Annotated in this window: 14 protein-coding genes and 1 other RNA gene; 3 read left to right on the forward strand and 12 right to left on the reverse strand. The window is 52.3% G+C overall.

Annotated features, from left to right (window positions below; genetic code table 11):
* Window positions 1-68: 68 nt before the first annotated feature.
* The 6 genes from QYE77_RS14020 to thpR form a co-directional block, all read right to left on the reverse strand.
* Window positions 69-314 carry an anti-sigma factor family protein gene (locus QYE77_RS14020; RefSeq protein WP_315626073.1) on the reverse strand — a complete coding sequence of 82 codons (246 nt, stop codon included), beginning with the start codon at window positions 312-314 and terminating at the stop codon, window positions 69-71.
* Complete coding sequence (locus QYE77_RS14025) at window positions 304-924, reverse strand: RNA polymerase sigma factor (RefSeq protein WP_315626075.1); 621 nt, start codon at window positions 922-924, stop codon at window positions 304-306. Before QYE77_RS14025 ends, QYE77_RS14020 begins: the two co-directional genes overlap by 11 nt.
* Entirely contained in the window at window positions 921-2,012 is a 1,092-nt protein-coding gene (tsaD, locus tag QYE77_RS14030) for a tRNA (adenosine(37)-N6)-threonylcarbamoyltransferase complex transferase subunit TsaD (RefSeq protein ID WP_315626076.1), read from the reverse strand. The genes QYE77_RS14025 and tsaD overlap by 4 nt, the downstream gene beginning before the upstream one ends.
* Before the next feature lie 43 nt (window positions 2,013-2,055).
* Window positions 2,056-3,747, reverse strand: a complete 1,692-nt coding sequence (locus QYE77_RS14035; protein WP_315626078.1) for a hypothetical protein — start codon at window positions 3,745-3,747, stop codon at window positions 2,056-2,058.
* Between the two features lie 50 nt (window positions 3,748-3,797).
* Entirely contained in the window at window positions 3,798-4,142 is a 345-nt protein-coding gene (gene rsfS, locus QYE77_RS14040) for a ribosome silencing factor (protein ID WP_315626140.1), read from the reverse strand.
* An 80-nt stretch (window positions 4,143-4,222) separates the two neighbouring features.
* On the reverse strand, window positions 4,223-4,804 hold the full coding sequence (thpR, locus tag QYE77_RS14045; RefSeq protein ID WP_315626079.1) for an RNA 2',3'-cyclic phosphodiesterase: 582 nt from the start codon (window positions 4,802-4,804) through the stop codon (window positions 4,223-4,225).
* 174 nt (window positions 4,805-4,978) lie between these two features.
* On the opposite strand from thpR, the gene ssrS reads away from it, so the two are divergent.
* The 3 genes from ssrS (at window position 4,979) to QYE77_RS14060 (ending at window position 7,167) form a co-directional block, all read left to right on the forward strand.
* Window positions 4,979-5,158, forward strand: a non-coding RNA gene (ssrS, locus tag QYE77_RS14050) — 6S RNA.
* Window positions 5,159-5,255: 97 nt separating this feature from the next.
* Complete coding sequence (locus QYE77_RS14055; RefSeq protein WP_315626080.1) at window positions 5,256-5,882, forward strand: FHA domain-containing protein; 627 nt, start codon at window positions 5,256-5,258, stop codon at window positions 5,880-5,882.
* Between the two features lie 46 nt (window positions 5,883-5,928).
* A complete protein-coding gene (locus tag QYE77_RS14060) occupies window positions 5,929-7,167 on the forward strand; it encodes an AI-2E family transporter (RefSeq protein ID WP_315626081.1) in 1,239 nt (412 codons plus the stop codon).
* Between the two features lie 3 nt (window positions 7,168-7,170).
* On the opposite strand, the gene queG is transcribed toward QYE77_RS14060, so the two are convergent.
* The 6 genes from queG to QYE77_RS14090 form a co-directional block, all read right to left on the reverse strand.
* Window positions 7,171-8,334: a tRNA epoxyqueuosine(34) reductase QueG gene (gene queG / locus QYE77_RS14065; protein WP_315626083.1), complete on the reverse strand. Its 1,164-nt coding sequence runs from the start codon at window positions 8,332-8,334 to the stop codon at window positions 7,171-7,173.
* Window positions 8,335-8,347: 13 nt separating this feature from the next.
* On the reverse strand, window positions 8,348-9,052 hold the full coding sequence (locus tag QYE77_RS14070; protein ID WP_315626084.1) for an NBR1-Ig-like domain-containing protein: 705 nt from the start codon (window positions 9,050-9,052) through the stop codon (window positions 8,348-8,350).
* Window positions 9,053-9,188: 136 nt separating this feature from the next.
* Window positions 9,189-10,031, reverse strand: a complete 843-nt coding sequence (locus tag QYE77_RS14075; protein WP_315626085.1) for a peptidoglycan DD-metalloendopeptidase family protein — start codon at window positions 10,029-10,031, stop codon at window positions 9,189-9,191.
* 263 nt (window positions 10,032-10,294) lie between these two features.
* Window positions 10,295-12,175 (reverse strand): TolB family protein, encoded by a 1,881-nt coding sequence (locus QYE77_RS14080; protein WP_315626086.1) that lies wholly within the window; start codon window positions 12,173-12,175, stop codon window positions 10,295-10,297.
* A gap of 110 nt (window positions 12,176-12,285) precedes the next feature.
* Window positions 12,286-12,651, reverse strand: coding sequence for a hypothetical protein (locus QYE77_RS14085; protein WP_315626087.1), 366 nt, complete (start codon window positions 12,649-12,651; stop codon window positions 12,286-12,288).
* 18 nt (window positions 12,652-12,669) lie between these two features.
* Window positions 12,670-14,022: an MFS transporter gene (locus QYE77_RS14090; protein ID WP_315626088.1), complete on the reverse strand. Its 1,353-nt coding sequence runs from the start codon at window positions 14,020-14,022 to the stop codon at window positions 12,670-12,672.
* Window positions 14,023-14,051: the final 29 nt, after the last annotated feature.

A 14,051-nucleotide genomic window follows, 5' to 3' on the forward strand; every position in this document is an offset into this window, starting at 1 on the left:
TGGGTTTCTCAGATTTCATCCTTGAATTAGATGCATGGAGATGAAAAAAGTGACAGAGTCACTCCTTTTTACTTCAGATATTCGGTTAGATCAAGACGGCGGAAGAGGCGCTCACGAACCTCGGTGGGCATGTCTTCATTTTCCCCCACAGTGCGATAGAGATCAATGGTCTTTTGAAGGGTATTAAGCACAACCCGACAATTGGGACAAGTTCTTAAGTGACGTTCGAGGGCTTTACATAAACGGGGGTCTAAACTCCCGTCCACATAGTCTGAAAGTTGCGAAAGAAGGGCGCGACACTTTTTAGGCGGCATCTTGTTCGGACCTCACTTCCACTCGTTCGCCATAATACTCAGAGAGAATTTCACGCAGTTTCAATCGTGCCCGCAAAAGCCTGGTTTTCACGTTGGTCTCGCTCAGTCCCAACGTTTCGGCGGTTTCTTTGATCGAAAGCCCCTCCACATCGCGTAACCAGAATACCAGGCGCAGGTTTTCGGGTAATTGAGCAATCGCATTATCTAAAAAGCGCTTTGCTTCTTCCGAAAGCAATTCTTCCTCAGGCAGGCAGCACCAATCAATCAAGAAAGAGACTTCGTTTTCCCCGCTCTCATTTTCATCGCCATCATTATCGGTCAGCAGGGTTTCGGGTTTTCGCCGACGCAGTAACATGAGGGCTTCGTTGACGGCGATGCGATACAGCCAGGTTGAAAGACTGGAGCGTCCCTCAAATGTGGGTAAAGCAGATAGGGCTTTGATGAAAGTTTCTTGCAAAACATCCTCCGCATCTTGCGGATTCCCCAAGATTTTCAAGGCTAAGCGGTAGATGGGGGTTGAGTAGGCATCTACCAGGCGCGCAAATTCTTTGCGATCGCCGTTGCGCAAAGCCTCCAGAGAAATAGAGGGAGAACTGACTTGTTCACTCATTTAGATGCGGTAGATGGGATTAAGGTTTCATTTATCGAGGACGTGAAAAGGGGCCAGGTGGGTAGGACATCCATGTCCAATCCATCGCGGTGGCCGCGAAGAAAATGAAAATAGCCTGCGGCCGCGATCATGGCGGCATTGTCGGTGCATAGAAAGGGTGGAGGAAAATGCACCCGAAATTCCCGCTGTTCTAGAAACGCGCGCCGTAACGCCTGGTTGGCTGAGACTCCTCCAGCGACTAGAATCTCGCGTACACGGAAGGTGCGTGCAGCCTGTAAGGTTTTAGTAACGAGCGTATCCACAACTGCAGCCTGAAAACTGGCAGCCAAATCGGCGAGTGGAAGACCACGCCCGCTTTTTTGAAGATCTTGTACGGTACGGAGGACGGCGGTTTTTAGTCCACTAAACGAAAAATCCCACGTCCCTTCTAAGCGCGCGCGGGGAAAGTGAAACGCCGCTTCATTACCATTACGGGCTGCTTCCTGGATGGCTGGACCACCAGGGTAGGTCAAACCCAGCAGGCGTCCTACTTTATCGAAGGCCTCGCCGGCGGCATCATCGAGGGTTCCTCCCAGGCGTTGGTAAGTCAAGTGATCGGTCATAAGGATGAGTTCAGTATGCCCTCCCGAAACAAGCAGGGCAAGCAAGGGGAACTGAGGGGGATAGTGATCCTTCTGATTTTCGGATACCAACCAGGCAGAATAGATATGCCCTTCCAAATGATTGATGCCGATTAACGGCTTACCAGAAGCCAGAGCCAGACCCTTGGCCATGTTTAATCCCACCACCAACGAGCCGGGGAGGCCCGGGCCGCGCGTGACAGCGATGGCATCAATGTCCTCAAGGCTCAGATGGGCTTGTTCTAGGGCTGCGTTGACTACGGCATAAATGGTGCGGATATGTTGGCGTGAGGCTACTTCGGGGAATACACCGCCATATTGGGCATGTAAATCAATTTGCGAAGCCACGACATTCGATAAAGGAAGTCGCCCTTCCTCCACAACAGCAGCGGCGGTTTCATCACAAGACGTCTCGATGCCTAGAATTCGGGCGCAACGTGGTTCCGGCAGAGCCTTCTCTTTGACCATACCTTTTTTATACCACGATTTTTATGCTCCATGCTGGACTTGTTCAGGGCTGAACCGTGTTTAGAGTAATTCGAGCAGTGGCAATCGGAATTGGCGAGTTCGGAACACTGGCGGCCAAGGCCATAAAGTTTTGGGCTGCGGTGAGATTTAATGAGGAAAATTTATGCATCCACCGGAAGCCAATGGATTGGTAATACAGCGATGCTTCAATACTAAGGGGATAGGTGGGGGGAGAGTCAAACGAGATCTGGTAGTGCACAATATCACCACCAGCCTGGAAATCCGGATCTTGTAAGGCTTCTCCGTAAACCGCAATCTCGCTGGGGAGGGTATTCTTATCTAATCCTGTCGGAAGGAGACGGTTATCCTTTAAGTAGCGTTGAGCTCGGAGCAGGCTGGTTGTAACTTGACCGTTCGGATCTCCGATAATTGGCTCATAGATTTGAACCTGATCAGGACGGGTGATGATCTGATAGTGGGGTTCGTACTTGGTTTCGTCGCCATCGTTATCATTGCCAATGATGCTACCATCTGGCTGGAACGCACCGGATTCGAAGAGCACTTTTCCATCCGCATCGCGAACGATCATGTGAATCCAGGCCCTTCGGGAGGGGAAACTGGTGGGAAATTTGTGTCCGGTCAGCACATCAATGCGCACATTAACCTTTAGGCTTTGATCTTGGGGTTCGGCGGTCAACTGGATATGAGCCGTTTTGGTTTGTAATTGATCGAGAGTACGGGCAATGGTTTGATCGAACTGTGCCGACTCGGCGGACACCGCAAACTTGTCGGGATGAGTTTTGAGAAGGTTCAGCATCCACTGATTGCCACCGACGAAGTAATGCTGGTGATAAGGGTCACGCATGGGACTACCGGTATTAGCCACCGGGACGGCTTCGGTGGCTGTGGGCATGTGGCAATCCTGGCACGCTTGGGAATCGCGGTATGCCGAATGCACCCACTCGGTATAGGGCGTCTGTTCCGCAAACAGGTCGGTGCTCAGGTTACCATTGTCATCCACGTAGGGGGTGAAAAGATTGTGGCAAACGGCGCAGAATTCAGAACGGGTCACATGAGCGCTGGTTTGAGGGATAAACCCGGATGCGCTTTGCATTACCGTTGCCATAGCCGGATTCACGTCAAACCGTCCGTAAACTATGCGTTTCCCCGCGGGGGTGTTGGAGTCTATGTTGAACCCTCCGCTGAAACTTTGTGGTGTGCCCAGATTAATGTCTTGAATTTGGTGGCAGAGCGAGCACGATACACCATCCAGTGCTAATGGATAAAGAGGGTTGTCGGGGTTGAGCAACCCCTGATCGCCTAAAATCGCAACTTCGCTGTTCGAAAACGCTTCCGTTAATGAAGCCATCCCAATGTGGCAGGTAGCACATTTGGCTTCAATTACTTCTCGATGTTGGGGGTGACGATTTACTTCTTCCGCAACATGGGCAAGGTAATAGGGATCACGGCCTGCGTTTGCCATGAGCGTGCTACGCCAATCGTCTTGGATGGAGTAAACGGTTCCATTGACGGATTTAAGCGCGGTGTGACAATAACCGCATTCACCAGCGGTCGAAAAATAATTCCCACGGAAGCGAATTAGTGACCCAGGGATACGAGATGAGGTAGTAGGAGTAAGAGTAGGCTGCAATGCGTTCTGAGAACAAGCGGTAAGCCCTACGATGATCATTGCAAGCGCTACCCATGCCCACCGGCTGGCTCTGTTCATGCTCATCCTCCCCTCCTTATTCTTTTTATTCGTTTGAACACGCCACTACGGGTAAATTATTGCAGCCTTACCAATACTTTGGCCTGGCTCCACAAGTCTTCCAGGCGGTAATAGTTGCGCCGTTCGGGAGAGAAAAGGTGAACTACCACGTCCCCTAAATCCACAACGACCCACCCAGCGCTAGCATAACCTTCCTGGCGCGGGATCAGGCTAAAGTGTTGTTTGGCGCTCTCACAAACAGCATCGGCCAGGGCTTCGAGCATTCGCTCGCTCGTCCCGGAGCAGAGGACAAAATAATCGGCGAAATTTGCCAGTTCATGAATATCCAGGAGCAGGATGTTTTCCCCTTTCTTCTCTTCTAATGCGTTGACGATGTGGCGAGCGAGTTCTAGAGCGTTCAGAAGTCACCTCGATATGAAGGGATGGATTAGATCTGCTTAAATTCTAGCATAACCTATTCGAAAACCTGCGGGATGTCCGGTTATTTTTCATCTCTTTCAGAAAAGTCAGCGTGAAAGAGCAGGGTGTAACGTGCTCCGGTGGGGAACAAATCGGAGCGGAAAAGGGCTACTTGATTGACCTGGAGCGACATATGGAAGATTGAGGTAGACGCTTGTAATTGGGTCTCAAGCAAGGCTTGGTCTTGAGGCCCGAAATCGGCTTGTATGCGCCCCAGGGTAACGTGAGGTGTGAACGGGCGATTTTCGGGGGGAACGCCAAGGCGCTGAGTGAGTGCCTCAATATCCCGTTGTAAGTCAAAAAGAGGAGTGGGTGCCACCACACCAACCCATAAGACGCGGGGATGGCGCAGTCCCGGAAAGACACCCAAGCCATGGAGATGAAGGGTGAACGGAGAGTAAGCCTTCGCTATGGTGGGCAAGTGGTGGGTAAGAAATTGAACTGACTCGGTTTTGATATCTCCCAGGAATTTGAGGGTGAGATGAATATTCTCAGGCGCAACCCAGCGCACCCCTCGTAAACCGGATGAACGGAGGTTTTGAGCCAGGTTTCCCAGTTGGTGTTGAATATCTTTAGGGAACTCAATCGCAATGAAGGCTCGCATTTTGGGTAACGGCCTTGAATTTTCTTGTCAGTCAGTATACCCGGGTAAGATTATCTCGTCAATCGAGAATAGTTTCTCTTATTCTTCTGTTTTTGTCTGGACAAGATAAGGTATCGCCTTGACAAAATAACCATTAACAATCTACCCGTTTGAAAAAATTTGTGGTATAAAAAAATTGCCCTGCTGTGTACGTGATGCCGCACGACCGGTTTTGAGCCAACACCTATCACGAGGGTTCCGACTCATCCTTGCGAAACGCGATAGGCTTCGGCCAAGGCGGATCCAAGGTGGAGGGACCCAACTCCTGCGAGAGCAGGTTCAAAACTGCGCAGCACACGGCACGGCGGGGTCTTTTTAATTTGGGAAGATGAACCTGCAACGGTTTGACAGAAGCCCTCGCCCTTGCTAAACTGAGGTTATCTGACGAGTCTAAATCCTGGCGAGGTGACTGATGAGCCCTTCTTTCCAACTTTATATGCGGACTGGTCCTACGCCTGGTGAGCGGTTTCCGCTTGAAAAAGATGAGATCTGGTTAGGACGTGACCCCTCGAATGATATTGTGATCACCGATCCCGAAGTCTCGCGCCGTCATGCCCGCTTTCTTCGCCGTGGTAATACCTATGTCGTAGAGGATATGGGGTCAACCAATGGCACGTTGGTGAACGGAGAGATGATCACGGCTACCAAACCATTGAATCATGGTGATGTGCTTGAATTTGGGGAGCACACCAGCCTGGTGTTTGAGGTGACTCCGGAAGCGATTGATGAAACTGTGGCGGTCTTTCGCGGCGCAATGACCGAGTCATCCTCTCCTGAGCCAAGGCAGGAAGAGCCTTCTTTGGCGGAATCGCCCATTTCAGAAGCGCCTCTACATGGTTGGGAAGAAATGCCTATTTCCTCTCCTGAGCCCAAACCAGTTCGTCGCCGCTGGCCGGGTTGGATTTGGGTAGTGTTAGCCTTGGCTGGTGTTATCCTTATCTGCGGTGTGGTGGCACTGTTTATTATTGATTATTTCAATCTTTATTGTGACCTTATTCCCGGGATAACCAATATCTTTTTCCCGGGAGCCTGTCCATAATAAAAATCATCTCACCGCATTATTGAGAATTACGGCACAGGTTAACGTGGAACACCCTGGTTCTAAGACATCACCCCCTTCTTCCCCACGGTGGAGTAGCACCACCAAATTGGTGGTGGCATTAACCTTGGTAGCCCTTCTCGCGGGCCTCTTAATGCGTTTTCGTCAAGTTATCGGCCCGCTCTTGATGGCCTTTCTTATCGCCTATTTGCTTTACCCGGTGGTGCGGTTTCTAAATCGGCGTTTACATTTACCCTGGCGCTTAGCCAGTACGTTATTATTTGTGCTCATTATCCTCCTCTTCGTAGGCTTACTAACCCTGGGGGGCTTGGCGGTTTTTGAGCAGGTTCAAAGCCTGATCAACTTTTTGCAAACACAGGTGCGCATTTTACCCCAGGTTCTTCAGAACTTGGCGGCGCATCCGATTGAGATTGGGCCGTTCCGTTTTGATTTCAGCACGGTAGCCGTCACCGATCTAGCCAATCAGTTGCTGGGAATTGTGCAACCCCTATTAGCCAGGTTGGGAAATCTCGTCGGCGCCTTTGCGGCCGGGGCTGCGACAGCGATTGGATGGACGTTTTTTGCCCTTCTGGTGGCCTATTTTATCTTGGCTGATGCCGAGAATGCACGCCAACAACTCCTAAACATTCAAATCCCCGGATATGCCGAGGATTTGCAGCGGCTGAGCATTGAGTTGGGTCGGATTTGGAATGCCTTTCTGCGCGGTCAATTGGTGATCTTTACAATTACTGTATTAATCTATATCGTTCTTTTGGGTGTACTGGGGGTGAAGTTTTACTTTGGTTTAGCGCTACTGGCTGGTTTGGCGCGTTTTATCCCTTATGTGGGGCCGGCAGTAGCTTGGATTACTTATGGGTTGGTTGCATTTCTACAGGGCTCGACCCTCTTTGGTCTATTACCGATCTCCTATGCGCTGCTGGTGGTCGGTTGTGCCTGGATTACTGATGTCATCATGGATAACCTGGTGGTGCCGCGCTTGATGGGTGAAGCGTTACGTGTCCATCCGGCGGCGGTGATGGTGGCAGCGATTATCTCGGCCAATCTTTTTGGAATTATCGGGGTCGTGTTAGCGGCGCCGGTGTTGGCTTCGCTTAAATTGATTCTTACCTATGCCTTGCGTAAATTATTCGATTTGGACCCGTGGGAAGGCCTGGAAATCGTTCCACCTCCACGGCGTCAAACCTGGGGTTTTCTTTCGCGCTTGTGGGATTCCATGACCCAAATCTGGGGGCGATGGGTACAAGCCTCACGACGTAAGACGTAAAAATCAGTCCGTATCTTCAAGAGCGGCTTTGATCTCAATTTGCACGTCTGGATCGGGTTCGCGTTGAAGGGCTTCGGAGAGGTGCTTACGGGCTAAGCGGGTCTTGATTCGACCTAGGGCCCAAGCCGCATGAGCCCGAACGAGAGGCTCGGGTTCGTTTTTCAATGTCAGGCCGAGGTGAGGGGCACTATCTGGATCTGCTGAATTACCCAACGCAACAGCGATATTGCGCAGGTACCCGCGCCGCCGCGCGCGCATGACCGGGGTATTGCCATAACGGGCTTTGAAATCCATGGGCGAGAGGGACAACTCATCAATGAGATTGGGAAAGGCAATATCTGGACGCATGGCGAAGGCAGGGCTGCCCTCAGATAAGGCGAAGCGTACATTCCAGGGGCAGACCATCTGACAAACATCACACCCAAAGACCCAATTGCCAATCGAGGAACGCAGATCACGTGGTATGGGGCCCTTATTCTCAATAGTAAGGTAGGAAATACAACGTCCCGCATCAAGAGTACGATCCGGAAGGATACACTGAGTAGGGCATGCCTCAATGCAGCGGCGGCAGGAACCGCAGTGGTCGGTCGTAAAGGGCGGCGTGGGCGGGAGAGGGGCATTGATAAATGCTTCGCCGAGCAGGAAATAAGAGCCTTTACGCGGGTGAATTAGACAGGTGTTTTTTCCAATCCAGCCCAAACCTGCCTTCTGTGCAAAGTCACGCTCAAGGATGGGGCCGGTATCCGTGTAAATGCGTGCCAGAATCGGTGCGCTCAGCCAAGCCTCAAGTTCCTTCAGCAGTTCCTTAAGCAGTTCGGGGATAATATAATGATAGTCTTTTCCCCAGGCGTAAGAGGCAATCCGTCCGAATGGATAGGGAGAGGGTGGCGGTGGAATTGCCTGGGGATTGGGATAACGCATACCTACCACTAATAACGCGCGGGCTTCAGCCATAATGGCTTCGGGGTGCACGCGCAAGTAGCGGTTGCGCTCGGTAGCCATATAATCCATTTGCGCATAGCGTCCTTGCTTGACCCAAGTTTCATACGTTGTTACATGTGGGGGAGTGGTCGGTTGAGTGATACCCAAAAGTTCAAGGCCGAGTTGCTCGGCCTTGAACCGCAGTGCTTCGATCAGGTATTCTGGATTGGGCAGAGAACCCGCCATGCTGGTGTATGACTTAACTGGTTGGGGTAACGGTGGGCTCTGGTGTGTTTGTGGGCGCGGCGGTGTTTGTTGGTGTTACGGTTGCGGTCGCCCCGGTAACCTTGATCGTGATGTATACCGTGTAGAAGTTCTGCCCGTTTGCGTTTGTCAGTACCCACACGCTGGTGTAATCCCCCGGTGTGGTGGGGGCTTTCATGGTGAGGCTCAAATCTACCGTCTCACCTTTTTTCACTTCCTTGGGAAACTTAATGTCTGAGGCCCCTAACCGAAGCGCCTGATTGGCGAGATAGAAACGCAATTGATAGGCAGTGGTCCAGGTGGTGTCGCCGATGTTGCGGATGGTCCAGGTCATGGTAAATTCCTGGCCGGGCAGTAAAACCGTGCCATCTGCCGGTGATTGACTCACCCATTCCGCGCGGTCGGGAAGGTTGGCGCCGGGGCGGGTAGGGCTGACAACCGGCGTAGTGGTTTCGCCCGCGGGTGGAAGGGTAACGGCCAGCGTGGGAGTTGCCGTAGCCGTCGGGGGTGGGGTAATCGTGGGGGTAGTGGTGGGCATAGCAGCCGCCGTTTGGGTTAACCCTGCCTGCACGGTTTGTGCAACTTCGGTGTAGATTTGAGCCGGATCAGGGGTTGGAGTGCGTGAGGCCGGGTTACAGGCTGAAAGGATCGCCAAGGATAGGCTTAATAGGCTAAACGCCAAGATTTTTCGCACCGTCATGAGTTTATTCCTCCATAAAAAATTGCACATGCAGGTCAATGCTCCCGGGATGGGGATGCTGCCCTATTTTGTAACCGGATGCCCGAATTGTCAAGGGCTGGGGGATTGGAGGGGGGATTGATGGGGATTTTGAAGGTTAGTGGGGTGAATTGTCAGCGGGTAACACAATAGGTGGAGGAGGCGTTGGTAGCGACGTAGAAAATCCCTGACCTTCGCGGAAAGTGAAATAGCGAACCATGCCTGCCAATATCTCGGTTTCAAAGTGGTAGGGCGTCCCTTTATACTTGAATGTGATACGATACTTCCCAGCGGGCAGGTCGCTTAGCACCAGGTTTTCACGGTAGTAATCGTCGCTATTCACACTATGAGGAGCATAGGTGCGAACCTGCCACATTTGACTCGAATCAAGCGCCTGCACGTCTATCGTAAGATGCTCAATAGGTTGTCCAGTGTTTTTAAGCAGCCGCCCGGCCAGCACGCCCCAGCCTTGGGGTGGTACCAGCCATAGTTCGGGGTTGCGGGTGACAAAGAACGAGTTTTGCTCGATCCGTACCTCGAAATGCAGGTGTGGGCCGGTGGTAAAACCAGTGCTCCCCACATATCCCAAGACGTCTCCCGTACGCACTTTTTGCCCGCTGGTTACGGTAATCTCATCCATATGGGCATAAACGGTGTAAAGTTTTCGTCCCTGGTAGCCAAAATCATGGAGAATAACCACGGCTAATCCATAAGGATCATCGGGACGATCCCGGCCAGCATAGAGGCCGTAACCCGACCAGACGACTTCGCCTTCACCAGCGGCAAGCACCGGGGTGCCACGAGGCGCATCAATGTCTATGCCGGTGTGGACGATGTCAGTACCGGTGAAGTAATCACCATAGCGGTATTCTGGGAGTGGCCAGTTGACCTCGTCGGCAGCGATAGGGCGGGAGAAGAGGAAGTGATCATAAGGGGTTAGCGCCAGAGGGGGAGTATACAAAGGTGGGCGCCATATTGAAACCGGCAATGGGGCGGGGGTGGGGAGAGTGAAACGGAGTGGGGGATCACTGGCTTGCGGCCAAGAGGTTGGGATGGGTGATGACGGTTGTGACACGGACTGCCCTGCCAATGTGGGAGAAGGACTGGGCTGTACCACGGTGACTGCCTCGGAATCCGCCCATGCCGTGGCTGTGCATCCGCTCTGAGATAGGGATAGAAGGATCAAAAGAATAACGGGTACTAAATTATAGGAGGGCTGTCTGTTCATGGGCCGCGCATCTGACTTGGAGGGGTCAACGTAGGACGAGGTGAGACGGGCGAAGACACTACCTCAGTGGTCGTTGGCGATGGAGACGTGTAACTCCTGGGGGTGGGGGTTGGTGATGGGGTGACAGTCCAGGTTGGTAAGGGCGTCGGCGGGTTGATGGCTTCCACAGGATAGATTTGTGCAATGGCCTCTTCCCAATCTAAACCGTTCCGCCATACAAATTGGTTGAATCGCGCCGCGGGATAGTAACTACGCCAGGTCGGAAGTGCTGGTAGGCGTTCCCATCCCCAGCGTTGTGCGAGTTCGGTGAAGTCCACCCAGTAACCATAAGGGGGTGGTTCTGGAGCCCCACCCTGTTCGTAGGCTTTGGGGTCACCTTTGAAACGGGCATCCATATTCCAGATGGGAGAGGTAAGAGGAACACCCTGGGAGCCATCTTGGTAACGGGTGCGTACCCAGAGCCGCCAGAAAGTGCCCTCGTAAGAATCCTCGCGTGTTAGCACGATCCATTGGGCTTGCAGAAGCAGAGGGTTTAAGGAAAAAGCGCGTCCGGTTAACAGCCAGTCATCCACGTGTCCGGCGTTGGTGGGTTCACTAATCGGCATGTAGGCGCTTTCGAGACTGCCCAGTACGTCCCACCCAACCTGACGGGCTGTCTCTTGGCGTAGAAGGGTAAAGGCTGGTAAGACCTCGGCGAGAAGATAGGGATAAGGCGCGGTAACGTCATCTAATGGCACTAAACGGTTACCAGGGGATTGAGATGCGACTGGCGTTTGAGGCGGTATAAATTGACTGGGGCCAGGGAGGAGGTAAGGCTGAATGGCCTCAAAAGCCCGCTCTGAACCCCAAGTGTATCCATGAACTTTACCCGGTAAGGGCTGGGGAGGAAGCCATAAGGTGCCCCGATGGATATCATATCCCACCAAAAGGTATTGGTTAGGGGTGGAAAGAATACCGAGGATGTTATCGCCTTGAGGTGACCAAAGAGGACTTTCACCGCTCATCAAGTGTTGCGGTTTCTTTTCAGGATTAAATCCATCCCATACCAGGATGGCATTTTCATTGGCACTGCAGCCACCCCAGGCCACATAACGGCCATCGGGTGACCAGACTGGATCATGCTCATCACAATCCGGAGATTGGGACAAATTGACGAAGCGGTCATCTGTAAGGTCGAGACGGGCTAACCAAACATCCGTTTGGCCTGAGCGAGTGGAGGTGAAAAGGATCTCGCGTCCTTGCGGGGACCACTGAGGCGAGAGATCTAAGCCCGGGTCATCGGTTAGTCGGATTGGGGGTTGTGATGGATCCAATGCCGACTTGACCAGGATGTCCAGATTGCCGTTGATGAGAGACTCATAGGCTAGCCATTGACCATCGGGCGACCAGGTGGGGTGTCCATCATATTCGGGGGTATCAGTGATCTGGGTGAGTTTGCCATCCGTAAGAGAAAGCACATAGATGTTCCAAAACCCATTGCGTCGCGACACAAAGGCCAATTTTTGACCATCAGGGCTGAGTGCAGGGTGTATGTCGTCCCAGGGGTTATCGGTTAGTCGGGTTAAGGGCAGGCTGTAGGGGTGGTAAGCAAAAAGATGGATAAATGGGCCATCGCTTAAGGCCAAGACCACGACCCCGGAAGGAGCTACCGTGGTGGAGAGAACGGGAATAGATGTGGAAGCAGGAAGATTGACGGCATCTGTGCTTTCCGGACTTAGCGCGGGGGGGCTGGAGGTGAGCAAAAAACTACCCCTTACGGTTAGAGAAGTTGGTAACAGGGTTGCCCGGAGTACTCCAAGCCCAAGAATCAAGCACAACAATAGGCTGGCCAGGATTAACCTATGATGGGAGGTGGAAGGTGGCTTTATCTCAGCCATATAACGTGGCTCTTGCCAATAATTGTAGCACCGCCCGACTGGGGTTCAACTTTCAATAATGCAAAGTGGAGGTGCAAGAGTCACACCAGGTGATGAGATGGCACGTTCTTTTATGGCTGAGGTGGCGAGGATGGTAGATCAAACGTAAGGTTTCGTTCGTCCACAGTACCCAGATCAGGGTAAATCAGTCGGGCCGTCAATTGGTAGTGTGGGCTCGCAGGGGCTCGGCGCAGGTGCAGGGTAATCACAAGGCGGTAATCTACATTTTCAATAATGTGGGCGGAGGTAACTTCCTGGTTTTCGGCATCGGTAATAACCACCTCGAGGTTTGGGGGAGATTGAAAGGGCGTGAGTTCCATCAGGACGCGAATCTTGGTCCCTTCGGGCCAGGGTTCTATCCTAATATTCTCGAAGCGGACTTGTGCCGGAGGTAACGCTTCGGGATCGGGTTGGAGAGGATTAAAGCGCAATCTCATTTTGACCTCTGGGGTTTCTCACGGGGTGGGCACTGGAGCATGAACCAGCAGGGCCTGTTCTTCGGCTTCCGCAATCCGAATCCCCTCTTGTTCATTGACACGGGTAAGGAGCAACATGCCCAAAGTAAAGAAGATAATCAGTGAGATGATGCTGAAGCGGCTGCCCCCCATCAAGCGGCTGACGATGCCAAAAACCAGCGGCCCGACGGTACCGGCAATTTTCTCGCTCACGCCAAAGAAGGAATAGAACTCGGCAGATTGGCTTTTGGGCACCATTCGTCCAAAGAGAGAACGGCTGAGAGCCTGGCTACCTCCCTGGACGGTTGCCACGGCGAAACCGAGCAAGAAAAAGTGTAAAGGTGTGCGCAAAAAGTAGCCCCCAATGGCGATGGCGGTGTAAACGGCCAAACTGAGTAAGATGGCTGGTTTTGTGCCAATTTTCTTCGCCAGCCAGCCGAAGAGGATAGCGAAAGGAATGGCAACGAATTGCACCATGAGCAGCGTGCCAACGGTGGTCTCAATTCCAAACCCCAATTCAGTGCCATAAATGGTAGCCATGTAAATAATGGTGCCAATACCATTGTTGTATAACCAGAAAGCAATGATAAATTTCATCAATTCCCGATACTGACGGATGTTGCGGAAGGTATTGGCTAAACGAGAAAAACTGGCTTTTACCGGGTTGAAATCAACCTCATTGCTGAAGATCCGGCGAGGAGGCTCAGCGACATAGCGCCAGAGGGGAATAGTAAAGATAAACCACCATACTGCAACGGTTACAAAAGCCAACCGAGTCATCCAGGCGGTTAGTACGCTTTCCTCAAGGGCTAAGGTGGGGATAAGTTGAGGCAGGACTTTGGGGCCGAAAAGAATCATAGCCATGTTTACGGCCAATAGGATTCCTCCGCCAGCATACCCCATGGCATACCCTCGTGAGGAAACCTGATCGATTTCATCCGGGGTGGCAACATGGGGAAGTAAAGAGTCATAAAACACGTTTGCTCCTGAGAAACCGATGCTTCCCAGAATGTAAAAGAGTGAGGCCATGATCCAATCGCCGCGCTGGACGAAGTAAAGTAAAGCAGTGCCGAAAATGCCCAGGAGGGCGAAAACGGTTAAAAAGCGTTTCTTGGCGCCGCTGAAGTCGGCCATAGCGCCGAGAATGGGGCCAAGCACAGCCACCAAAACCAATGCGAGGGTGGTCGTAAAAGCCCAATTGGATGTGGCTTCGTTGGGAGGGAGATCCGCGGCCGCGACCGAGGCATAGTACACAGGGAGAACAGCGGCCATAATCGTAGTAGCAAAGGCAGAGTTGGCCCAATCATACATCGTCCAAGCCCAGATAGCGCGGCGGTGAGAGTCGTTTTTCATACAACGCACCTCGGATGGAAAATATAGAT

Origin of the sequence: Thermanaerothrix solaris (assembly GCF_032334255.1) — a bacterium.
Taxonomy (GTDB): domain Bacteria; phylum Chloroflexota; class Anaerolineae; order Anaerolineales; family Anaerolineaceae; genus Thermanaerothrix; species Thermanaerothrix solaris.